Consider the following 22,557-nt stretch of genomic DNA (forward strand, 5'->3'; position numbering starts at 1 on the left):
GAGGCCCGATGGGTCGGTGAGCTGCTCGGATACTGGGATTCGTGCTTCTAGGAAGAGCGCCGCGCGGTGAAGCGGTCGCGGCATGTTGGATCAGCGGCTTGAATTTCTAGCCAAGCCATCAAGATATCCCCCTCTTTCGATCGACAAGATGGCGCGTCTCAGACGGCGGCGTCAAGCAAGGTGAACGCTCTGATATATAGATAAATCACCTCGGGCCGCCTGTTATTGGCTGCCGGATGCCTCATGACTAAGGGCGTGCACGGCATATCCTGACCTCTCAGGCCAGGCCGCGCGTAATGATCTGCCCTGTCTCATGTAGCAGAGAAGAAAACGGGCTATCGTGCGTCCCAATCGTGCGTCCTGGCTGGGGCGCGTTGCCGGTTCGGCGGGTGCGCTAGGTGCAACGGAGAGCGAACCTCGCGTGGCGTAGGCTTTCGCGCCCCAGGATGCCATTTATGCTCTGTTTGGAGTGTCTCGCTCGACGCTATTCGTGCCAACCTTGATCGGCAATGGCGCGTGATTTAGCCCCGCTCTCACTGGCTTCGTTGCCTTCGCTTCGATCTGAGGTAGATTCGAGAGCATGGTTGACGGGACAACCCACATCGAGGGCGACGGGCTACTGGAGGCCGGCTTCATGGCCTACGTCGGGGCCGCGAACGTTCTTGGATCGCTGAAGGCGGAACTGCCCTGTAACCTCGGCGACACCCGCTTCCATGGGGTCTGCGAGACCGGCGCGTTCACCTATTGCAACGGCGGCGCGATCGCAGATGCGGTCATCGGCCGGTATTGCTCGATCGGCCAGGACGTCTTGATCAACCCGGGCAACCATCCGACAAATATGCTCTCGACGCACCCCTTTGCCTACAAGGCGGACGGCGCCTCCTGCGGCCTAACCGGCCGTCCTGAGTATAGCGACATCGCGGTCGATTTCACGGACGAAACGGACGCCCGCCCCAACCGCGTGGTGGTCGGCAATGACGTCTGGATCGGAGCGCGCGCGACCATATTGGGCGGCGTGACGGTCGGAGACGGGGCCGTCATCGGGGCTGGCGCTGTAGTGACGCACGACGTCGAGGCCTACGCCGTTGTCGGCGGCGTGCCGGCGCGCATGACCCGCCGCCGCCTCCCGGAAACCTATGAACGCCTGTTGGCCAGCAAGTGGTGGGAATTGGATCTTTCCTACCTGCCGGGCAATCGCGACTATTCGGACGTGGCTGGGTTTCTGGACCGGCTGGTTCTCTCGCCCTTGCCGCCGCTGCCACATAGAGTCGCACGGATCGAGTTCCGCGTGGACAAGCCGCCCTACATCGCAGTGCCGCAAAGCGGTCTAAGGTAGATCCTGGATGAGCGAGGGGCTGCTTCGGTTCCCGGATGTCGTCGATCTCGACGGCTTCGGCGAATATCTGGCGCTCAAGGCCGCCGGCCGCATCATTGTGACCGATTACCCGGTCAAATCCAGGCCGCGCGACTTCCGAGCGAACGGCGCGGCGGCCAGGTTCGAGGCCATCTTCGACAAGTTCGATAGCAACACCCGGCGCGCGCTCGCCGCCATGCGGGCCAACGCCGAAGCCCTGGCACGCGTCCCCTTCAACCAGCCCAAGTGCACCCGGTCGCCCTATTGGAGCAACGGCTTCATCCCACCCCTGGATGGCCTGTCGCTCTACGCCATGGTGTCTATGAACCGGCCTCGGCTCTATGTGGAGGTTGGCTCCGGAAACTCGACCAAGTTCGTACGACGCGCGATCGAAGACCTGGGGCTCTCAACCCGAATCGTCTCGATCGATCCCCACCCACGCGCCGAGATCGATGCCCTCTGCGATGAAGTCATACGCCAGCCCATGGAAGACGTGGCGCCGGAGGTGTTCGGCCGACTAGGTCGAGACGATATGCTGTTCGTCGATAATTCCCACATGGCCTGCGCGGGATCCGACGTGGCGGTCTTCTTCACTGAGGTGTTGCCCGCCCTGGCCTCTGGTGTGGTCTATGGCCTGCACGATATGCCGCTCCCCCTCGACTACGACGAGCGCATGGCCCCAAGGGGGTATAACGAGCACTACCTGATGGCGGCCTACCTCCTCGGCGGCGCAGCCGGAGACCATGTCGCCTTCCCCTCGGCGCATGTGGCGTGGCGCGAGGATCTGTGCGGACTAGCCCCCTTCCCAGAACACCCCGGCATGTTGGCTGAGGGCCGCCATGGCGGGGCGCTCTGGATGCGGAAGGCGTAGGGTCAGAGCTTGATCCGACCGAGCGACGACCATGGTGCGAAGATGGCTGACGGGACCTTCATGCCGCGCGAGTCCGCCAGGACCGTGCGGGCGGTAAGCCTTGGTGTCTGGTGTCAGGTCGCTCACCAATTGGCCAAGCACGACCTCCACATCCCCGGCCCATTCGATGACCAGGCGGGCAGCTTTGACGGCCTAGTGGGCATATTGAGGGGCGACTACGAGCCAGGCCCTGACGCGATCCCCTACGACGGCACCACGGTGATCGGAGCCCAGACCAGGGTCATCTATCACCACGCCTTCCGGAGAGACGCAGCTGGCGTGCCGCTGATCGACGATCGCTCGAAATCGGTCTGCCAGCGACAGTTCAGGATCCGAATGGCGGCGCTCGAAAAAACCCTCGCCGACGAAGGCGAGGTCGTGTTCATCCGCCAAGGTGGCAAGCTGGCGCAACCCACGGTCTCGCCCTACCTGCCCGATTCATCCAACCTTCTAAGTGCCGACTACGACGCCCTGACCGACGCGCTCGACAAGCGTTTTCCAGGCCTGGCCTATCGGGTCGCGATCGTTTTCTTCGACGGCCTGACCCGCGCCGAGCCCAGCGCCAATTCTCGCGTTTCGCTGCACCCGATGACCTTGCCCGACGAGGCCAATCTCGCGACATGGGAAGGCGACGACAACCAGTGGGCGCGGCTTATGTCCTCGCTGCCGCTGGTACCGGCTTAGAATTTCGCGCTGAGCAGCAGACCCCGGTTGCGCCGCAGCTGACCTGAGCTTGGCCGGTAAACTCATGGGCCGTCTTGGTTGGGGCGATTATCAGAGGTAGATTCGGAGATATGGAAACGAAGTTTGTCAGCTTGGGCTGCGTTTGCCAGCCCCATGCTCAGATTGAACGGACCGGCATGGTGGCGCCTGGGTTCTTCGACCTCCTCGGCTCATCCTGGGCTGACCTGATCCGCGTGCTGCGCAACCCTCACGACGATTACGGGCTCGACGCCATCGCGTGGGACGACAGAAGTTCAGTGCGCGGCAGGGAGTCTGGCCTGATCATGCACCACGAATTTCCCCGCGACGAAGCTGGCCGGGTGATCATCACCGATGAAGGCCGAGCGCTGTGCGCGGCGCGCCTGAGGCGGAGGATGAAGCGTTTCCTGGCGCTGAAGGGGGACGTCACCTTTGTGCGACTCGGCGGGGTAGAGTCGCCGATCGAGGTGGACCCCTACCGGTTCGACCCCTTCCGTCTGACGCAAGATCACGTAGCGGATTTGCTAGCCGCTCTCGATGGTCTGTTCCCTGACCTGAAATTCCGCGTCGTCATGGTCTATTACAATCACAAGACCCACGTCAGCGCGAAGAGCACGGGCCAATTCCGAGCCTATGGCCTGCCTGATCCCCGCCCCTTGCTGGCCAGGGAAGACTGGTGGAAAGGCGACGATTGCGCCTGGTCCAGCGTTCTAGAGCATTTTTCGAGCGAATTGGCTCCGGTTCGCGTGAAGAAAATTGCGTCAAAACATGAGATTAGAGCTCACGGCCTGACGCAGTCAGGTCGGGAAAGGCTCTAGGCGACCTGCGGCAGCCGATCGAGAAGCTTGTCGAGCGTGACCGGATAGTGCCGCACCCGTACGCCGGTGGCGTTGTGGACGGCATTGGCGACCGCGGCGGCGACCCCGCATATGCCCAGCTCTCCAACGCCCTTGGCCTTCATCGGCGAGGACATCGGGTCTGTTTCGTCAAGGAAGATCACCTCCTGGTGCGGAATGTCGGCATGCACGGGCACTTCGTAGCCGGCCAGGTCGTGATTGACGAAGAAGCCCAGCCGTTTATCGACGACCAACTCTTCCATCAGAGCGCCGCCAACGCCCATGGTCATGGCGCCAATCACCTGACTGCGAGCCGACTTGGGGTTCAGGATCCGCCCCGCCGCGCAGACGGCCAGCATCCGCCGCACGCGGATCTCGCCCGTGGCCGCATCGACCCCGACCTCAACGAAGTGCGCGCCGAACGTCGATTGCTGGTGGGTCTTGGCCAGGTCGCCATATTCCATTTTGTCCTCAGCCGTCAGCCCCGCCTCGCCTGCGGCCTGGGCCAGGGGGAGGCTGCGTCCGCCGGCGCTGACCTGGCTGTCGGCGAATTTCGCCAGGCTCGGATCGAAACCCAGCTTTTGCGCAACGGCTTCGCGCAACTTGACGCAAGCGGCGTAGACGCCAGCGGTCGAACTGTTGCCGCCCCATTGGCCGCCAGAGCCCGACGAAACCGGGAAAGAGGAGTCGCCGAGCTTCACCGAGACCTGACTGAGCGGCACGCCCATCATCTCGGCGGCCGTCTGGGCGATGATCGTATAGCTGCCCGTGCCGATGTCGGTCATATCGGTCTCGACCGTCACCACGCCGTCTTTGTCCAGGCGTACACGCGCGGCGGAGGTCATGGTCAGGTTGTTGCGGAAGGCGGCCGCGACGCCCATGCCGACCAACCAACGCCCGTCGCGGGTCTGGGCCGGCGCGCGGCGCTTCGCCCAGCCGAACCGGTCGGCCCCGGTGCGCAGGCACTGGATCAACTGCCGTTGGGAGAAGGGGCGCTCGGGCTTTTCCGGATCGACCTGGGTGTCGTTGAGGATGCGCAGCGCGACGGGGTCGATGCCCAGCTTCTCGGCCAGTTCGTCCATGGCCACTTCCAGAGCCATCAGGCCAGGGGCCTCGCCTGGCGCGCGCATGGCGTTGCCCTCGGGCAGATCCAGCACCGCAAGACGGGTGGTCATCAAGCGATTGGCCCCCGCATAGAGCAAGCGGGTCTGCTGGACGGCGTCCTCGGGACCGCCGCCCTCCAGATCGCCAGACCAGGTCCCGTGGCCGATCGCCGTGAGCTTGCCCTCCTTCGTCGCGCCAAGGCGGATGCGCTGGATCGTGGCGGGCCGATGGGTGGTGTTGTTGAAGATCAAGGGGCGAGTCAGGGCCAGCTTCACAGGCCGGCGGGCCGCGCGGGCCCCGAGCGCGGCCAGGATGGCGTCGGCGCGCACGAAGAGCTTGCCGCCAAACCCGCCGCCGATGAAGGGTGACACAAGTCGGACGTTCGCCTTGGGGATGCCGAGCGTCTGGGCCACGTCGCCCACGCTCCAGGCGATCATCTGGTTGGACGTCCACAAGGTCAGCTTGTCACCATTCCAGATGGCGATCGAGGCATGCGGCTCCATCATCGCATGGCTCTGGTCGGGCGTGACGTAGGTCTCGTCCAGTTGCACGGGCGCGGCGGCGAAGGCGGTCGCGAAATCGCCGACGACGGCGTCGGCGCTATCCTTGGGCCGGGTCGCGCCGGGCTTGGCCTGGGCGAGGTCGAAACGGCCTTGGGCGCGGGCATAGTCGACCTTCACGAGCGAGGCGGCGGCGCGCGCCTGTTCGAAGGTCTCGGCGACGACCACGGCGATCGCCTGGTGGTAGTGTTCGATCTCGGGGCCGCCCAGGAGTTTGGCGGTGTTGAATCTGCCCTTGCCGAGCTTGCCGGCATTGGCCGCCGTGACGATGGCCAGGACGCCGGGCGCGGCCAGGGCTTTGGACGTGTCCATCGACGTGATCCTGCCCTTGGCGATCGCCGCGCCGATCACAAATCCATAGACGGGGCTGGGGGCCACGTCGTGGTGTTCATAGGCGTAGGTCGCCAGGCCGCTAGTCTTGTGCGGACCATCGATGCGGTCGGTGGACTTGCCGATGATCTTTAGCTGATCGATCGGATTGGTGGTGGCGGGCGTGTCGAACTTCATGGCGTCAGGCCCTTGCTTGCGCCAACACCGCGCCGAGCGTGCGCTCGATCAGGGTCAGCTTGTAGGCGTTGTCCGGCGTGGTCTTGGCCCCCGACAGCAGCAGGTCGGCCGTCGGCTTGGCGCCGCGCCGCAGCTGCGCTTCGGCCGCCTCGACGCGCCACGGCTTGTGGGCGACGCCGCCGACCGCCACGCGACCCGAGCCGTCGCGCTGAACGATGGCGGCCACCGACACCAGGGCGAAGGCGTAGGAGGCCCGGTCGCGGACCTTTTGGTAGATATGCACGCCGCCGATCGGCTTGGGCAGGGTCACGGCCGTGATCAGCTCGCCCGGCGCCAGCGCGGTCTCCAGATGCGGCGTGGCGCCTGGCAGGCGGTGGAAGTCGGCGATCGGGATCGTGCGGACGGCGCCGTCCGGCTTGACGGTCTCCACCTCGGCGTCCAGGGCGCGCATGGCCACGGCCATGTCGCTGGGGTGGGTGGCGATGCAGGCCTCGCTGGTCCCCAGCACGGCGTGCGAGCGGGTGAAGCCGCCGATCGCCGAGCAGCCGGCGCCGGGCATGCGCTTGTTGCATGGCATGTTGGTGTCGTAGAAATAGGGACAGCGGGTGCGCTGCAGCAGATTGCCCGCCGTCGTGGCCTTGTTGCGCAGCTGTCCGGACGCGCCAGCCAGGAGGGCGCGGCTGAGCACCGCGTAGTCGCGGCGCACGCGCTTGTCGGCCGCCAGATCGGTATTGCGGACCAGGGCTCCGATGCGGAGGCCGCCGTCGGGTGTCTTGTCGATCTTGTCCAGCGCCAATCCGTTGACGTCGATCAGATGTCGAGGCGTTTCGATCTGCAGCTTCATCAAGTCGAGCAGATTGGTGCCACCGGCGATGAACTTGGCGCCGGGCTTGCGAGCCGCCGCAGCGGCCTCGGCGGGGGAGCGGACCCGCTCGTAGGTGAAGGCTTTCATGCCGTCCTCCCCGCCACTTCGGTGATGGCCTCGACGATGTTGGAATAGGCGCCGCAGCGACAGATGTTGCCGCTCATCCGCTCTCGCAGCTCTTCTCCGCTCACCTCAGGCGAGGCGGTCAGGTCGGCGCTGACGTGGCTGGGGATCCCGGCCTTGATCTCGTCCAGCACGGCGACCGCCGAGCAGATCTGGCCCGGCGTGCAGTAGCCGCACTGATAGCCGTCGTGCTTGACGAAGGCGGCCTGCATCGGGTGCAGCCTGTCCGGCGCGCCCAGGCCCTCAATGGTGGTCACGCGGTCGCCCTCGTGCATCACCGCCAGGCTCAGGCAGGAATTGATCCGCCGCCCCTCCACGATCACCGTACAGGCCCCGCACTGGCCGTGGTCACAGCCCTTCTTGGTGCCGGTCAGCTTCAGGTGCTCGCGCAGGGCGTCAAGCAGGGTGGTGCGGGTGTCGAGCTCGAGTGTCTGGGGCTTGCCGTTGATTTCGAACGAGACCTTGGCGAGCACCGGAGCATCGGCGTTCGAAGCCGCCGTGGCGGCCAAGGGGGACGCCGTCGCCGCGGCCGAGGCCGCGCCCGCGGCCACCAGGCAACGGCGGGAAATGGAGGGCGTTTCGATGGGAGGCATGTGGCGCTCTGATCCTGTTTGCCAACCCGACGGCAGCTTCCGTTGCCGCATCATTGGCGCGGGTTGGGGGGAAACGCACGGCGAAAGCTTCGGTGCTGCGCGGCTAACAGAAAATACCTGAGCCCGCCCAGTCTGAACGGCCAAAGAGCCTAGATTTTGACCCTGGCGCTCGGTGTCTTGCCTGAACGCGCACGGCCGATGCTCCAGCGCCGCGAAATGCGGCGCGGGTTGCCAGCCTTGGCGGCGCCGGGCGGACAATCATCCGGCGGCGGGGTCTTTGATTGACGCGCCGTGAGCATCCCTTTCGCATGGCGCTTGAACACGAGCGTTCAGGGGGATCCATGCCGGTCAGTCGTCGCAGTTTCATTCACGGCATCGGCGCGCCCGGCGGTTACGGCGCCGCCTTCACCGCCATGCAGGCCTCTCGTTCGTGAAGGGCCCCAGCAACATGGTTTGGTATCCCAGCTACGGCCTGCACACCAAGACCGGCGTGATCCTCGGGGCCTATGCTGGCGGCAAGGTGGCGGACCAACTTGCCAAACTCTCGCGCCCCGACCAGATCGAGCACACCCGCAAGGTCATCGAGGCGATGCACCCAGCCTGCGGCCAATTGCTGGAAAAGCCGCTGCAGGTGCAATGGGCGGCGGCGCCCTACACCCTGGGCATCGGCGTTGGCTGGGCCAGCGACGACGAGCCCGACTATCACCTGCTGGGCCAGCCCGACGGGCAGATCCACTTCGCCGGCGAATATCTCAGCCATGTCGGCGCCTGGCACCGGAAGGGCCAGCCCGTGAGCGCTCAGCGGATGATCTGATCCGCACCCAAACGATCAACCCTCGCCGGTCTTCCTCAAAGCGGCGCGGGACGGCAGGAGCTGGGCCATGAACGGCAGCAGGGCCGCCCCCACCGCCGCCCCGTCGGCCGAGGTGGCGGCCCGTTCGACCGGGGCCAGGACGGGCATGTTCTCGACCCTGGCCAGGCGGGCGTTGACGGCGTCCACCAACCGGTCGAGCAGATCGGTGGGCAGGCGGCCGCCGATATAGATGGCCTCTGGATTAAACACGCAGCTGATCCCCACGAAGGGCGAGACCAGCAGCTTGGCGCTGAGAACCAGCCAGTCCTCGACCAAGGCCTGACCCCCGGCGGACAGGCTGGCCAACTGGTCGGGGCGGTTGACCGTGACGCCCCCAGCTTCCAGGTGGGCGTAGAGCGCCGACAGCGACACCACTTCCTGCAGGGAGCGGGCCTCGGTCCTGGAGGAGCGGATGGGCAGGAAGCCGATCTCTCCGCTGCGGCCCTGCGCTCCGCGGAAGTAATTGCCCTCCACCACCATGCCTCCGCCGAGGCCCGACGAGATCAGCACGTAGAAGAAGCTGGGCTTGCGCAGGCCGTGGCCGAACTGCAGCTCGCCCAGGGCGGCGGCGGCGGCGTCGTTCTCGAGAAACACCGGCAGCGGCAGAATGCCGGCCAGCAGCTTGCCGACATCGGCCGTGCTCCAGACGTCGTAGTTTTCTGGACGGTGCGGCAGGTCCACCCGGCCCAGGTCGTCGGGCAGGGCGACGCCGATGCCCGACAGGCGCGGCGGGCCGTCCTTCCAAGCCGCCAGCATCTCGTGGATCTTGACCTTGCAGAACCTGGCCACATCGTCCGGCAGCGGAAACTCGATCTCCTCGCTGGCCCGCGCCCGGACGACACCCATCAGGTCCAGCAGCACCACGGTGATGTGGTCACGGTCTATATTGACCCCGATCGACAGGCAGCCATCGGGATTGATCATCAGGTTCATGGCCGGCTGGCCGCGCGCCCCCTGCACTCGGCCAGCCTCCAGGATCAGCCCGTCGTCCAGCAGTCGCTTGGTGATGTTGGCGACCGCGGGCGGGGTCAAGCCGCTGATCTGGGCCAAGGTGACGCGGGTGATGGGGCTGTTGACCCGGATGGCCTGCAGGATGACCCGCTGGTTGTGGTCGCCGACCCGCTCCAGATTGGCACCCGACAGGCTGGTCCCGGCGGTGCGCTTTCGGTCCGACTTCCGCGAGGCTTCCAAGGACGGCTTTCCGCTGATCTGCGAGGGCCGTCCTCCCTAGCATCGCCTCGCGCCGCGAGCGATAGGGGCCGCTTGCCATAGATTATTTAAATTGCTTTCTTTATTCGTCGAAGGCTAAGAGCGAACTCGGAAGCGCGCCGCAGCGTGCGCTCCGGACAGGTGGAGGAAGACGGCTTGATCCAGGTCGGCGTTGATTTCGGCGGCACGAAGATCGAGGCCGCCGCCCTGGCGCCGGACGGTCGTTTCCTGGCCCGGGTGCGCGCCCCCAATCCCGGGTCCTATGACGCCGCCATCGACACCGTTCGGGACCTGATCGCCAAGGCCGAGCAGCAGGCCGGCGCGCGCGGCACGATCGGCGTCGGGTCACCCGGCTCGGTGTCGCCGCGCACCGGCGTGATGCGCAACGCCAATTCCACCTGGTTGAACGGCCGCCGGTTTCGCGAGGACTTGCAGGCCGGCCTTGGTCGTCCCGTGCGGCTGGCCAATGACGCCAACTGCCTGGCGCTGTCCGAGGCCGTCGATGGCGCGGCGGCGGGCCTGGCCGTGGTCTTCGCGGTGATCATCGGCACCGGCTGCGGCGGCGGACTGGTGGTCGATGGCAAGCTGGTCGAGGGCGCCAACGGCGTGGCCGGCGAGTGGGGTCACATGCCCTTGCCTTGGCCGAGCGTCGCGGAAAGCCCTGGCCCGGCCTGCTGGTGCGGTCGCCAGGGCTGCCTGGAAACCTGGATCTCGGGCACGGGGCTCCAACGCGACCACGCAGCGCGCGTTGGCCAGGATCTGAGCGGTGAAGCGATCATCGCCGCCGCCCGCGCTGGCGACGCCCAGGCCGTGGTCAGCTTCGACCTTTATCTCGATCGTCTCGCCCGGGGCTTGGCGGTGATCTGCGACATCGCCGACCCCGACGCCTTCGTGTTCGGCGGCGGGCTGTCGAACGTGGTCGAGCTTTATGAGCGGCTGCCGGGCTTCATCGAACCGCACGTCTTCTCTGACGGCTGGAACGCTCGGCTGGCCCCGGCCCAGTGGGGCGACTCTTCCGGCGTGCGGGGCGCTGCTCGACTGTGGACCCTGGCCGAGGCGCAGGCCGATGCGGCGCTCTAGCCGCTTCCTTGCCCTGGTAGGCCTGCTGCCCGCCCTGGCGAGCAGCGCGCGACTTGCGCTCGCCTGCCGCCGCGACCCTGACGCCCTGAAAACCACGCCGAGCGCGCCATCAGAGGCCGCCTGAAGGAGGAGGAAGACGCCATGACCCCGTTCGCCCGTCGGATTTCACGCGCCTTGCTATTGGCGTCCTGCGCCGCCCTGGTCGCCGCGACAGCCAGCGCCCAGACATCGTCTGTCTACGGACCTTACAATGCCGACCTGCCGCGCGGCGGCGACGGCTTGGCCAAACCCCTGGCCGCTAGCCTGCCGGCCGATGGGCCCTGGACGCTGCAAGGCTGGGTCAAGGCGTCGAACATCGCGGCGGGACGCGTGGTGGTGGCCGGGGTCGGCGACCCGGCCGCGGGCGGCCGCTTCCTGGTGCTCGAAAACGGCGTTCCGGCCGTGTGGGTCGGCGCGACGGTGATCAGGGGGCAGGGCGCGGCGCAGGCCGGCGCCTGGCGCCATGTGGCGGCGGTGTCGGACGGCGCGAGGGTCTCGCTCTATGTCGATGGGACAAAGGTCGCGGACGGCGCCGCGACGCCCGTCGGGCCGGCCTCCGTAGCGCAGCTGGGTCCGCGCGGACTGGCCGGAAGCGTACCGTTCGGCGGCCAAGTGGCCGGATTCACCGCCGAGCCGCGGGCGCTGGGCTCTGTCGAGATCAAGACCCTGGCGGCCGCCAAGCCCGATGCCGCGCTGACCGTCTACGAGCCTGGCAGTCCGTCCTGGCCAGTCCAGGTGCGCCAGATGTACGGCCAAGTGACGCCGCAGGACGCCTGGACACGGCCCAAGAGCAAGGCGCCGTTCTCCAAGCCCGCCGCCATCGCCCCCTATGCTGGCCCGGCCCTGCGCCCGGATGGCGATCAGGCCTGGGTCCTGGCGGCTTGGTCGCTGGCTGAGGCCCCGAAAGTCACGGCCGATCCGACAGCGCTGTCCACGCCAGGTTATGACGCCAAGGCCTGGTACGCCGCCACGACGCCGGGCACGGTGTTGACCACCCTGGTCGATCGCGGCGTCTATCCCGATCCCGACTACGGCCTTAACAACACCGCCATTCCGGAAAGCCTCAACAGGCAGGACTACTGGTACCGCGCCGAGTTCGACGCCCCCGCCGGTCAGGCCGGCCGCCATCAGCAACTGATCTTCAAGGGGGTGAACTACGCTGCGGAGATCTGGCTGAATGGCGAGCGGCTGGGCGACCTGAAGGGCGCCTTCGTCCGGGGGCAGTTCGATGTCACCGGCAAGCTGAAGCCGGGCCGCAACGCCATCGCCGTCAAGGTCTCGCCGCCGCCGCATCCGGGGATCGCCCACGAGGAGTCCCTGACCGCCGGGGTCGGTGAGAACGGGGGGATGCAGGCCTTGGACGGCCCGACTTTCATCGCCAGCGAAGGTTGGGACTGGATCCCCAGCGTCCGCGACCGCAATACCGGCCTGTGGCAGGACGTGGTGCTGCGCTCGACCGGCGCCGTGCGGATCGGCGACAGCCATGTGGTCACCACGCTGCCCCAAGTGGCTGGCAAGCCGGACAACAGCGTCGCCGACGTCGAGATTACCGTGCCGGTCGAGAACCTGACCGACACGCCAGTTCAGGTCACGGTCCGCGCGGCGTTCGACACGGTCGCCGTCGAGAAGGTCGTCACCCTGGCGCCGGGCAAGAGCGAGGTCTTGCTCGCCCCCACCGAGTTCCCGCAGCTGTCGGTGAAGACCCCCAAGCTTTGGTGGCCCAACGGCTATGGCGATCAGACCCTGTACGGATTGCGCCTGCTAGCCAGCGTGGACGGCAAGGTCTCCGACTGGAAGGATAGCCGCATCGGCCTGCGGCAGATGACCTACGAGCTGTCGCTGATGGCGCCCGATGGCGACCTGCGACGGGTGGAGGTCGACTTCTCCAAGGCCCGGCAGTTGGGCCAGACGATCACCGACGGCAGCCACGAGGGTATCCGCAAGGTGGAGGGCGGCTGGGCGACCTCCCTGACCCCGGTGGGCGCGACCTCACCCGCCGTCCGCGACATCCCCGACACCGGCCTGACGCCCTATCTCGTCATCAAGGTCAACGGCGTGAAGATCGCGGCGCGGGGCGGCAATTGGGGCACGGATGATTGGCGCAAGCGGGTGTCGCGCGAGCGCCTCGAGCCCTATTTCCGCCTGCACCACGACGCCCACCTCAACACCATCCGCAACTGGGTGGGGCAGAACACCGAGGACGTCTTCTATGACCTGGCCGACGAGTACGGCCTGCTGGTGCTGAACGACTTCTGGGCCTCGACCCAGGACTACCAGCTGGAACCGCAGGACGTGCCACTGTTCCTGAACAACGCCGCCGACGTCATCAGCCGCTATCGCAACCACCCCTCGATCGCCCTGTGGTTCGGCCGCAACGAGGGCGTGCCGCAGCCGATCCTCAATGAAGGTCTGGAGGCGCTGGTCCACGATCTGGACGGCACCCGCTGGTACACCGGCAGCTCCAACCGGGTGAACCTGCAAAACAGCGGGCCCTACAGCTACAAGGAGCCGGAAACCTATTACAGCGAGCACGCCAAGGGCTTTTCGGTCGAGGTTGGCACGCCGTCGTTCCCGACCCTGGAAGCGTTCGAGGCCGCCGTGCCCGCGCCGGACCGCTGGCCGATCAGCGACACCTGGGCCTATCACGACTGGCATCCGACCGGGAACGGCGCGACCAAGAGCTTCCTCGACGCCATGAGCGCCAAGCTCGGCGCGCCGACCAGCCTTGAGGACTTCGAGCGCAAGGCCCAGCTCATGAACTACGAGACGCACCGCGCGATCTTCGAGGGCATGAACGCCGAGCTGTGGACCAAGTCGTCGGGCCGCCTGTTGTGGATGACCCAGCCGGCCTGGCCCAGCACCATGTGGCAGATCCTCAGCCACGACTACGACACCCACGCGGCCTTCTACGGGACCCAGAAGGCGTCCGAGCCCATCCACGTGCAAATGAACTTCCCCGAGCACCGGCTTGAGGCGGTCAATAACGGCCTCGCTCCGATCGCCGGAGCCACGCTGCGAGCGCGGGTGCTGGGCCTGGACGGCAAACTCCTGGCCGACACGTCCAGCCGGATCGACGCGGCGGCCAACACCGTCGCCCAGGGCGAGGTGCTGGACCTGGCCGGGCCGCTGGCCGCCCAGGGCGCGGTGGTGGTGCGACTGGACCTGGCCAGCGCCGACGGCAAGGCGCTGTCGAGCAACCTCTACTGGCTGGGCCGCGACGCCGCCGGCAGCCGCCAGCTGTCGGCCATGGCCGCCCAACCGGTGTCGATCCGCGCCGCCTCGGTCAAGGCTGGCGCCGAGACGGTGGTCACCGTGTCGCTTGCCAATACCGGCTCGACCCCAGCCTTGAACGGCAAGCTGACCTTGGTCGACGGCAAGGGCCAGCGCATCCTGCCGGCCTATTATGCCGACAACTACGTCTCGCTGCTGCCGGGCGAGCAACGGACGGTCGAGGTTCGCTATCCGGGCGCGGTGGCCGGCGCCAGGGTCGAGTTGCGCGGCTGGAACGTGACGCCGGCCATGGCGGTCGTGCGATGAGGATCAGTCGCCGCGCCCTGATGGCGGCAGGCCTCGCCGCGCCGGGTCTGGCGCGCGCCCAGGCGCCGGTCGCCGCAGCGTCGAGCCAGGAGGAACAGCGGCTGCGCACAGACTGGGCCTATCTCCAGCGCTACGCCGCCGCGAACCTGGTCGATCGCGACTTGCCGCCGGAGCGGCGGCGGGCGGTGTTCATGGGAGATTCGATCACCAGCGGCTGGCGCGATTCTCACCCGTCCTTCTTCGAGACCAACGGCTTCATCGGCCGAGGCATAGGCGGCCAGACCACGGCCCAGATGCTGCTGCGGTTCTGGCCCGACGTGATCGCCTTGCGGCCTCGGGCGGTCCACATCCTGGGCGGGGTCAACGACATCGCGCAGAACGCCGGCCCCTATGATCCGGCGGCGACCAAGGCCAACCTCCAGGCCATGACGGTTCTGGCCCAGGCCAACGGCGTCGCGGTGGTGCTGGCCACCCTGACGCCGGTCGCCGAATTTCCCTGGAGGCCGGGCCTGGGCCCCACCGCCAAGGTCGCGGCCCTCAACGCCTGGATCCGGGCCTATGCCGTCGAACGCGGCGCGACGCTGGCCGACTACACCGCGGCGCTGGAAGACGGCGTCGGGGCCATGAGGCCCGGCCTGGCCTATGACGGTGTTCACCCTACCCGCGAGGGCTACGCTCTGATGGAGCCCATCGCCATGGCGGCGCTCGCGGAGCGTGACCCAAAAGCCGCATAAACCAAATCAACTTTCTGAAATATGATGGAGTTATTGACAGCGCTGTCTGGCGCTCATAGGTTGATGCTACCGGCATGGCTTAAAAGGCCGGAATCCACGGGAGGATGCGCACGCATCCCTCAACTCTCTGCGTCTTGGCTCGCTCAGCACTGCTGATCGCGATCGAGAACTGCTGCCGCAAACAGGGGAATGCTCAATGACCACAATGTCTTATCGATCCCGCACGGCCTTGCTGTCCGCCGCCTCGGCCTTTGTGCTGATGGCCGCCGGCCAAGCCGCCGCCCAAACCGCGCCACCGCCTGCCGACGCACCCTCGGAGGTTGAAACGGTTGTCGTGACCGGCTTCCGCGCCTCGCTCGCCGACGCGCTGAATCTGAAGAAGCATTCCAACCAGATCATCGAGTCGATCACCGCCGAGGACATGGGTAAGTTCCCGGATCAGAACATCGCCGAGTCGCTGCAGCGCCTGCCGGGCGTTCAGATCGACCGCGAGAACGGCCAGGGCACCAAGGTGCGGATCCGTGGTCTGGACCAGAACGTCACCCTGCTGAACAGCGACACGTTCCTGTCCGGCCTTGAGGCCTTCCGCCTTGGCGAAGGCAATATCAAGCAGACCAATTCGCTTGAGGGCATCCCCTCCGACCTGCTGGCCGGTGTCGATGTGATCAAGTCGCCTCAGGCCGACCTGATCGAAGGCGGGCTGGGCGGCACGGTCAATCTGAAGACTCGCAACGCCCTCGACGTGCGCGGCGACAGCACCTTTTCGATCGATCTGCGCGCCAACAAGGGCTCGACCAAGGGCAAGACCAAGCCCCAGGTTTCTGTGGTCCTGGGCCACAAGTTCTCGGACAATTTCGCCGTTCTGGGCAGCCTGTCCTATGACAAGAACTCGATCGACACCGAGGTGCTCAGCGGCGAGAACCGCGGTGGCTGGGCCTTTCTCAATCGCCCCACCGCCACGGGCAACAACCAGGTCCAGACTGGCACAAGCAACATCTGGTCGCCGGAATACCGCTACAGCAACAACCGTCACCAAGGGCGCGAGCGCACCGCCTTCTCGCTCAACGCCGACTGGAACGTCTCCGATTCGCTGTCGCTGCGCGCCGACTGGTTCCATTCGGACCTGAAGATCTTCACTGGCGAACATTCGCTCAAGTGGGCCTATGCCAACGAAAACGCGGTGTACAACGCCCAGGGCCTGACCAAGGACAATAACGGCGTCCTGCAATCGGGCTTTGTCACCGCCAATTCGTCGGAAGGCGACAGCTTCGCCAAGAACGCCCACGCCAAGACCGACAACGTCCAGTTCTCGGCGGACTGGGACAATGGCGGCCGGCTCAGCGGCCGAGTTCGCGCGGCGATGTCCAAGATCGACTACGCCTCGACGTCGGGCCAGGTCGATACGCGCTACACGCAATATGGCGTGCGCGACGGCGTCAATGGCTTCGCGCCGAACTCGACCGCGCCGTTGACGGCCACCTACGGCTTCACCAACGGCGCCTACCCGACCTTCGCGCCGGTCGCCGCCCTGGCCACCGCCATGACGACCCCCAGTTCGGTGTTCTTCAAGTCGCACTGGGCGTTTGGCGACAAGTCCAAGCTGGACGACAAGGCGTTGACCGGCGACTTCAAGTACAAGCCTGAGTTCGGCGAGGGCTCGGACATGGTGATCAGCTTCGGCGGTCGTTATTCCAGCCACAAGGTCGATTCGACCTATGGCCGCTACTTGGCCGACTACTCGGCCAAGGGCGAACTGCCGGCCAGCGCCCAAGGCACGACCGACCACGGCACCTTCGTCGATTGGACGCCGCTCGGCTATTTCCAGGACGGCGCGATCGGCCTGAAGAAGTGCGACATCGCTTTCTACAACTGCAGCCGCTTCGGCAACTCGCCCGCCGTGGTCACGCCCTACCAGACCGCCGCCTCCAACCCGGGCCGCGCGGTCACCGACAATGTCCACGGCGTGACGGCGATCTTCCAGGACTATGGGCAGATGAAGGATCCGGTCGCCTGGCTGCAGGCGCTGTATCCCTCGACCAAGCTGGCCTTCTACAGGGACCCAATCGAATCCTTCAAGATCAAGGATGAGACGACCTCGGGCTACGTCATGACCGACCTGGGCGACGAAGGGTTCCACATCAATGCGGGCGTCCGCGTGGTCCACACCAAGCTGACCATCGACTCGTCCAACACCCCGGTCACGCCGCTGTCTTGGGGCACCGATAGCTGGAACGGCGTCCTGAAGAACCCGGACTCGGCGCGGACCGTGCGCGAATATACCGATGTCCTGCCCAGCCTGAACGCCGTGTTCAACATCAACGACAACGACAAGGTCCGGGCGACCGCGGCGCGCGTCGTGGCCTCGCAGAACCTGTTCGACCTGGGCCAGGGCGCGTCGTACAACTTCACCCGCTCCTCGACCCCCGGGCCGAACCTGAACAAGTTCCTCTACACCAACGGCAGCGGCGGCAATCCCAACCTCAACCCGTTCCGCGCCTCGCAGATCGACTTCGCCTATGAGCACTATTTCGGCAAGCAGGGCCTGATCTCGGCCGGCGTCTTCTACAAGACCATCGACTCGTTCATCGTCCCCAACACCTTCCCGGTGACGGTGAAGGACCAGTCGGTGGCGGGCGCTTCTGTCGGCACGTTCAACTCCGTGAGCAACGGCGAGGGCGGCACGATCAAGGGGCTCGAGCTACAGGGACAGTACGCCTTTGAGAATGGCTTCGGCTTCACCGCCAACTATACCTATTCGGACTCCAGCTCGCCTGACTTCACCGACTTCTCCAAGAGCCTGCCGATTCCAGGCGTTTCCAAGAACGCCTTCAACGTCCAGGGCTATTTCGAGCATGGCCCGTTCTCGACCCGCCTGTCCTATGCCTGGCGTGACAAGGCCTATACCGGTAACTTCACCTTCGGCTCGGGCGCCGACCTTCACAAGCTGGGCATCTATAACGAAGCCTACGGCCAGCTGGATGGCCAGGTCGCCTACGAGGTCACCTCGGATCTGAAGGTCACGCTCGAAGGCTCCAACCTGACCAAGGAAGACTCCAAGAGCTATCTGCAGTTCTCGAACCTGCCTCTGCGCTTCGTGTCGGGCGACCGCCGCGTGTCGCTGGGCGTGCGCTACCGCTTCGGCGGCTAACGCAACCGAACGGCGGGCGCGCTCATCCTCTTGAGCGCGCCCAACGCCGGGCCCAGGATCAATCCCGGCTCACCTATCGAGGACGTTTGATGTCCGACCCGGACTGGATCCAGAAGATCGTCATCGTCGGTGGCGGCAGCGCCGGCTGGATGACGGCGGCGGCCTTGGCGCGCGGGCTGGATCGCCGCTACCAGATCCAGGTCGTGGAATCCCAGGACATCGGCGTGGTCGGGGTGGGCGAGGCGACCATTCCGCCGATCCGCCTGTTCAACGCCATGCTGGGCCTCGACGAAGCCGAGTTCATGCGCGAGACCCAGGCGACCTACAAGCTGGGCATCGAATTCAAGAACTGGGGCGGGCTGGGCGAGCGCTATTTCCACCCCTTCGGCGCCTATGGCCTGAAGGCCGAGATGGGCCACTTCTTCCAGTATTTCCTGAAGCTCGACCGCGAGGGCGGCGCGTTGGCCCTCGACGACTATTCGCTGTGCGCCCAGGCCGCCAAGGGCGGGCGGTTCGACCGCCAGAGCGACGATCCGCGCGATCCGATGTCGATCTTCGGCTCGGCCTATCACTTCGACACCATCCTCTACGGCCAGTATCTGCGCCGCTTCGCCCAGGGTCTGGGCGTCGTTCGTACGGAGGGCGAGGTGGTGCGGGTCGATCAGGATACCGAAACCGGCTTCGTCACCGCCGTGCGCCTGAAATCTGGCCAAAGCATCGAGGGCGACCTGTTCATCGACTGCTCCGGCTTCAAGGGCCTGCTGATCGAACAGACCCTCAAGGCCGGCTACGAGGACTGGTCGTCCTATCTGCCGATGGACCGCGCGGCCGCCGTGCCCTGCGCCCTGAACGGCCCGCTGTCGCCCTTCACCACCTCGACGGCGCGCGAGGCCGGCTGGCAGTGGCGCATCCCGCTGCAGCACCGGGTCGGCAATGGCTATGTCTATTCCAGCCGGTTCATTTCCGACGACGCGGCGGTCGGAACCTTGCTGGGCAATCTCGAGAGCGAGCCCCTGGCCGAGCCGCGATTGCTGCGGTTCGTCACCGGTCGCCGGCGCAAGATCTGGGACAAGAACGTCGTCGCCATCGGCCTGTCGAGCGGCTTTCTGGAACCCCTGGAGTCGACCAGCATCCACCTGATCCAGGCCAGTATCAACAAGCTGCTGCAGCACTTCCCGGACCGCAGGTTTTCGCCGGCCAACCGGGAAACCTTCAACCGTCGCATCCATGCCGACATGGAGACGATCCGCGATTTCCTGATCCTGCACTACCACGCCACGGCCCGCGACGACGCGGGGCTGTGGTCCTATGTCCGCACCATGCCGATCCCCGACTCCCTGGCCCACCGCATCGCCCTGTTCCGCGAGAGCGGCCAATTGGTGATCCATCCCGACGAGATGTTCACGCCGACGTCCTGGCTGGCGGTCTTGCTGGGACAGAACATCCGGCCTCAATCCCACACCCCTCTGGTCGCTGGCCACGACAGTCAGGCGATCGCCCAGGGGTTCCGGAACATGAAGGCCCAGATCATCGGCCGGGTCGGCGCGATGCCAAGCCATGTCGATTATCTCAGGCGTCACGGCATGTGGGCCGCCGCCGCCGTCGCGGCTTGAGGCCGGAACGAGGATAGATGCTAGCGCTATCAGAAACTGTTAGACAGCGCTGTCAATTTGTGGTGACCTCACGGAACAGAAGGGCTCAAGGCCTCCGTTGCAAGGGAAGGAAACCATGCTGTTCGCGCTCCCTCGTGGGCGGCGGACCAACGTGTCCCGACATTATTCGATTCAGCCGCCGCTTGTCCGGCGACCCCCCAACGTGCGTCCGCTCAATCTCCCGGCGGGCTGCGTGACAGGACCCCTCGCGATGCGAGGGCGCTCCCACTTCGGCGCGGCGACGTCCTGCTCGCCGCGCCGTCTTTTTTCAAAGGTGCTTCATGATCCCTCGCCGTCTGGCCTGCCGCGTTTCGGTCCTGGCCCTCGCCGTCTCGGCCTGTCTCTCGGCGATGCCGGCATCGGCGCGGGCCAGCGACGCTGTGGCCCATCCAACGCTGTGGCCCAAGGCCGCTAGTCCGGCGGCGATCACCGACGCCAAGACCGAGGCCTTCATCAGCGGGCTGATGAGCAAGATGACCCTTGAGGAGAAGGTCGGCCAGACCATCCAGGGCGACATCGCCTCGATGACCCCGGCTGATCTGATCAAGTATCCGCTGGGCTCGATCCTGGCCGGCGGCAACTCGGCGCCGGGCGGCGACGACCGCGCGGCGCCCAAGGCCTGGACCGACCTGGTCGACGCCTATCGCGCCAAGTCCCTGGAGCAGCGGCCCGGCCATACGCCGATCCCGATCCTGTTCGGCATCGACGCCGTACACGGACACAACAACATCGTCGGCGCCACCATCTTCCCGCACAATATCGGCCTCGGCGCGGCCCGCGATCCCGACCTGATCCGCCGCATCGGCGCGGCCACCGGCGAGGAGGTGGCGGCGGTCGGGGGCGACTGGACCTTCGGGCCCACGGTCGCCGTGCCCCGCGACGACCGTTGGGGCCGCAGCTACGAGGGCTATGCCGAGGACCCGGAAGTCGTGAAGTCCTATTCGGGCCCAATGACCCTGGGTCTGCAGGGCGCGTTGAAGCGCGGCGCGCCCTTGGCCGCCGGCCATATTGCCGGCTCGGCCAAGCACTTCCTGGCCGACGGCGGCACCGAAGGGGGCAAGGATCAAGGTGACGCAGGAATCTCGGAAGCCGAGCTGGTCGCCATCCACGCCCAGGGATACCCGCCCAGCATCGACGCCGGCATCCTGACGGTGATGGTCTCGTTCTCCAGCTGGAACGGTCAGAAGATGACCGGCAACAAGACCTTGATCACCGACGTGCTGAAGGGCCGGATGGGCTTCCAGGGCTTCGTGGTCAGCGACTGGAACGCCCATGGACAGGTCGCGGGCTGCACCAACGTCAGCTGCCCACAGGCGATGAACGCTGGGCTTGACATGTACATGGCGCCCGACAGCTGGAAGCCCCTCTATGAGAGCACCTTGGCCCAGGTGAAGTCCGGCGAGATCCCGATGTCGCGGCTGGACGACGCCGTGCGGCGCATCCTGCGGGTCAAGGTCAAGACCGGCCTGTTCGCGCGGGTGGCGCCGAGCGTGCAGGGCCAGTTCGACCGTCTTGGCGCCGCCGATCACCGGGCCATCGCCCGCGAGGCGGTGGCCAAGTCGCTGGTGCTGCTGAAGAACGACGGCGTGCTACCGGTCAAGCCGGGGGCCAGGGTGCTGGTGGCCGGAGCCGCCGACGACATCGGCAAGGCGGCCGGTGGCTGGACCCTGACCTGGCAAGGCACGGGCAACAAGAACAGCGACTTCCCGCACGGCCAGTCGATCTGGGGCGGTATCGAAAAGGCCGTCAAGGCCGGCGGCGGCCAGGCCGAGCTCGCGCCGGACGGCCAGTTCAAATCCAAACCCGACGTCGCCATCGTGGTGTTCGGCGAAGATCCGTATGCGGAGTTCCAGGGCGACGTCGCCAATCTCGGCTACCAGCTGGCCGACAAGACCGATCTGGCCCTGATCAAGCGCCTGAAAGCCCAGGGCATTCCCGTGGTCTCGGTGTTCTTGTCGGGCCGGCCTCTGTGGACCAATCCCGAGATCAACGCCTCCGACGCCTTTGTCGCCGCCTGGTTGCCCGGCAGCGAGGGGGGCGGGGTGGCCGATGTGCTGGTCGCCGACAAGGGCGGCAAACCGAAGCGGGACTTCCAGGGCAAGCTCGGTTTTTCCTGGCCCAAGCGCGCTGACCAGGGTTCGCTGAACCGGGGCCAGCCCGGCTATGACCCGCAGTTCGCCTATGGCTACGGCCTGTCCTACGCCAAGGGGGGCAAGGTCGGGATGTTGCCGGAAGATCCGGGCGCGGTGGCGGCCGCCGGCAGCGTCGATCGCTATTTCATCGCCGGCCGCACTCCGGCCCCCTGGCGGATGGACTTCGTGGGGGCGGGCGCGGTCAAGGCCATTGACGCCGGCGCCCAGGAGAACGGGCAACAGGCGGTGTGGACGGGTCAGGGCATGCTGTCCATCCACGGTCCGGCCGTCGATCTGTCGCGCCAAACCACGGGCGACATGGCCGTCCAGCTGCGCTATCGCGTCGATGCCGGATCGGCCCGACCGGTGACGATGAGCATCGGCTGCAGCGAGGATGCGTCCTGCGGCGGAACGCTGGATGTCACCGCCTTGATGGCCAAGGCGGCCGGCCCCGAATGGCGCAGTGTCAAGATCAAGCTGTCCTGCTTCCAGGCGGCCGGAGCGAAAATGGACCACGTCACCGCGCCGTTCGTCATCGGCGCGTCGGGGCCGTTCGCCCTGTCGGTCACCGAGGTCAAGCTGGCCTCGAACGAAGGCGACGCGGTCTGTCCGAAATGAC

Annotated in this window: 15 protein-coding genes; 11 read left to right on the forward strand and 4 right to left on the reverse strand. The window is 66.4% G+C overall.

Annotated features, from left to right (window positions below; translation table 11 throughout):
* Nucleotides 1-580: 580 nt before the first annotated feature.
* The 4 genes from ACP696_RS10665 to ACP696_RS10680 all read left to right on the forward strand — a co-directional run bounded on the left by ACP696_RS10665 (nucleotide 581) and on the right by ACP696_RS10680 (nucleotide 3,784).
* Nucleotides 581-1,336: a CatB-related O-acetyltransferase gene (locus ACP696_RS10665; RefSeq protein WP_426009961.1), complete on the forward strand. Its 756-nt coding sequence runs from the start codon at nucleotides 581-583 to the stop codon at nucleotides 1,334-1,336.
* Between the two features lie 7 nt (nucleotides 1,337-1,343).
* The gene (locus ACP696_RS10670) at nucleotides 1,344-2,225 is read left to right on the forward strand and encodes a class I SAM-dependent methyltransferase (protein WP_426009959.1); all 882 of its coding nucleotides are present in this window, start codon (nucleotides 1,344-1,346) and stop codon (nucleotides 2,223-2,225) included.
* Nucleotides 2,226-2,285: 60 nt separating this feature from the next.
* Entirely contained in the window at nucleotides 2,286-2,948 is a 663-nt protein-coding gene (locus ACP696_RS10675; protein WP_426043816.1) for a DUF1796 family putative cysteine peptidase, read from the forward strand.
* A gap of 110 nt (nucleotides 2,949-3,058) precedes the next feature.
* Complete coding sequence (locus ACP696_RS10680; RefSeq protein WP_426009955.1) at nucleotides 3,059-3,784, forward strand: hypothetical protein; 726 nt, start codon at nucleotides 3,059-3,061, stop codon at nucleotides 3,782-3,784.
* On the opposite strand, the gene paoC is transcribed toward ACP696_RS10680, so the two are convergent.
* From paoC to paoA, 3 genes are read right to left on the reverse strand one after another with little or no spacing between them, the layout of a single operon-like run.
* Nucleotides 3,781-5,973, reverse strand: coding sequence for an aldehyde oxidoreductase molybdenum-binding subunit PaoC (gene paoC, locus ACP696_RS10685; protein WP_426009954.1), 2,193 nt, complete (start codon nucleotides 5,971-5,973; stop codon nucleotides 3,781-3,783). The genes ACP696_RS10680 and paoC overlap by 4 nt on opposite strands.
* A gap of 4 nt (nucleotides 5,974-5,977) precedes the next feature.
* Nucleotides 5,978-6,925 carry an FAD binding domain-containing protein gene (locus ACP696_RS10690; protein ID WP_426009952.1) on the reverse strand — a complete coding sequence of 316 codons (948 nt, stop codon included), beginning with the start codon at nucleotides 6,923-6,925 and terminating at the stop codon, nucleotides 5,978-5,980.
* Entirely contained in the window at nucleotides 6,922-7,554 is a 633-nt protein-coding gene (paoA, locus tag ACP696_RS10695; RefSeq protein WP_426009950.1) for an aldehyde dehydrogenase iron-sulfur subunit PaoA, read from the reverse strand. Before paoA ends, ACP696_RS10690 begins: the two co-directional genes overlap by 4 nt.
* Before the next feature lie 337 nt (nucleotides 7,555-7,891).
* On the opposite strand from paoA, the gene ACP696_RS10700 reads away from it, so the two are divergent.
* The gene (locus ACP696_RS10700; RefSeq protein ID WP_426011268.1) at nucleotides 7,892-8,368 is read left to right on the forward strand and encodes an FAD-dependent oxidoreductase; all 477 of its coding nucleotides are present in this window, start codon (nucleotides 7,892-7,894) and stop codon (nucleotides 8,366-8,368) included.
* A 15-nt stretch (nucleotides 8,369-8,383) separates the two neighbouring features.
* Here ACP696_RS10700 and ACP696_RS10705 read toward each other — a convergent pair whose 3' ends face one another.
* On the reverse strand, nucleotides 8,384-9,598 hold the full coding sequence (locus ACP696_RS10705; protein ID WP_426009949.1) for an ROK family transcriptional regulator: 1,215 nt from the start codon (nucleotides 9,596-9,598) through the stop codon (nucleotides 8,384-8,386).
* A 174-nt stretch (nucleotides 9,599-9,772) separates the two neighbouring features.
* Between ACP696_RS10705 and ACP696_RS10710 the strand changes: the two genes are divergently transcribed.
* The 6 genes from ACP696_RS10710 (at nucleotide 9,773) to ACP696_RS10735 (ending at nucleotide 22,556) form a co-directional block, all read left to right on the forward strand.
* Nucleotides 9,773-10,696 carry an ROK family protein gene (locus tag ACP696_RS10710; protein ID WP_426011267.1) on the forward strand — a complete coding sequence of 308 codons (924 nt, stop codon included), beginning with the start codon at nucleotides 9,773-9,775 and terminating at the stop codon, nucleotides 10,694-10,696.
* Between the two features lie 141 nt (nucleotides 10,697-10,837).
* Entirely contained in the window at nucleotides 10,838-14,272 is a 3,435-nt protein-coding gene (locus tag ACP696_RS10715) for a glycosyl hydrolase 2 galactose-binding domain-containing protein (protein WP_426009947.1), read from the forward strand.
* Nucleotides 14,269-15,006 (forward strand): SGNH/GDSL hydrolase family protein, encoded by a 738-nt coding sequence (locus ACP696_RS10720; protein ID WP_426009945.1) that lies wholly within the window; start codon nucleotides 14,269-14,271, stop codon nucleotides 15,004-15,006. The genes ACP696_RS10715 and ACP696_RS10720 overlap by 4 nt, the downstream gene beginning before the upstream one ends.
* Nucleotides 15,007-15,202: 196 nt before the next feature.
* The gene (locus ACP696_RS10725) at nucleotides 15,203-18,154 is read left to right on the forward strand and encodes a TonB-dependent receptor (protein WP_426009944.1); all 2,952 of its coding nucleotides are present in this window, start codon (nucleotides 15,203-15,205) and stop codon (nucleotides 18,152-18,154) included.
* Between the two features lie 89 nt (nucleotides 18,155-18,243).
* Nucleotides 18,244-19,767: a tryptophan halogenase family protein gene (locus tag ACP696_RS10730; protein WP_426009943.1), complete on the forward strand. Its 1,524-nt coding sequence runs from the start codon at nucleotides 18,244-18,246 to the stop codon at nucleotides 19,765-19,767.
* A gap of 320 nt (nucleotides 19,768-20,087) precedes the next feature.
* Nucleotides 20,088-22,556 carry a glycoside hydrolase family 3 protein gene (locus ACP696_RS10735; protein ID WP_426009941.1) on the forward strand — a complete coding sequence of 823 codons (2,469 nt, stop codon included), beginning with the start codon at nucleotides 20,088-20,090 and terminating at the stop codon, nucleotides 22,554-22,556.
* Nucleotide 22,557: the final 1 nt, after the last annotated feature.

The sequence above is a fragment of the Caulobacter sp. DWR3-1-2 genome (genome assembly GCF_049896225.1).
Classification (GTDB): domain Bacteria; phylum Pseudomonadota; class Alphaproteobacteria; order Caulobacterales; family Caulobacteraceae; genus Caulobacter.

Bases quoted from the DNA above. Each gene is read 5' to 3' on its own strand.
- ACP696_RS10670 (WP_426009959.1), top strand. From the start codon at position 1,344: ATGAGCGAGGGGCTGCTTCGGTTCCCGGATGTCGTCGATCTCGACGGC.
- ACP696_RS10735 (WP_426009941.1), top strand. From the start codon at position 20,088: ATGATCCCTCGCCGTCTGGCCTGCCGCGTTTCGGTCCTGGCCCTCGCC.
- ACP696_RS10715 (WP_426009947.1), top strand. From the start codon at position 10,838: ATGACCCCGTTCGCCCGTCGGATTTCACGCGCCTTGCTATTGGCGTCC.
- paoC (WP_426009954.1), bottom strand. From the start codon at position 5,973: ATGAAGTTCGACACGCCCGCCACCACCAATCCGATCGATCAGCTAAAG.
- ACP696_RS10720 (WP_426009945.1), top strand. From the start codon at position 14,269: ATGAGGATCAGTCGCCGCGCCCTGATGGCGGCAGGCCTCGCCGCGCCG.
- ACP696_RS10665 (WP_426009961.1), top strand. From the start codon at position 581: ATGGTTGACGGGACAACCCACATCGAGGGCGACGGGCTACTGGAGGCC.
- ACP696_RS10675 (WP_426043816.1), top strand. From the start codon at position 2,286: ATGCCGCGCGAGTCCGCCAGGACCGTGCGGGCGGTAAGCCTTGGTGTC.
- ACP696_RS10725 (WP_426009944.1), top strand. From the start codon at position 15,203: ATGACCACAATGTCTTATCGATCCCGCACGGCCTTGCTGTCCGCCGCC.
- ACP696_RS10730 (WP_426009943.1), top strand. From the start codon at position 18,244: ATGTCCGACCCGGACTGGATCCAGAAGATCGTCATCGTCGGTGGCGGC.
- ACP696_RS10690 (WP_426009952.1), bottom strand. From the start codon at position 6,925: ATGAAAGCCTTCACCTACGAGCGGGTCCGCTCCCCCGCCGAGGCCGCT.
- paoA (WP_426009950.1), bottom strand. From the start codon at position 7,554: ATGCCTCCCATCGAAACGCCCTCCATTTCCCGCCGTTGCCTGGTGGCC.
- ACP696_RS10680 (WP_426009955.1), top strand. From the start codon at position 3,059: ATGGAAACGAAGTTTGTCAGCTTGGGCTGCGTTTGCCAGCCCCATGCT.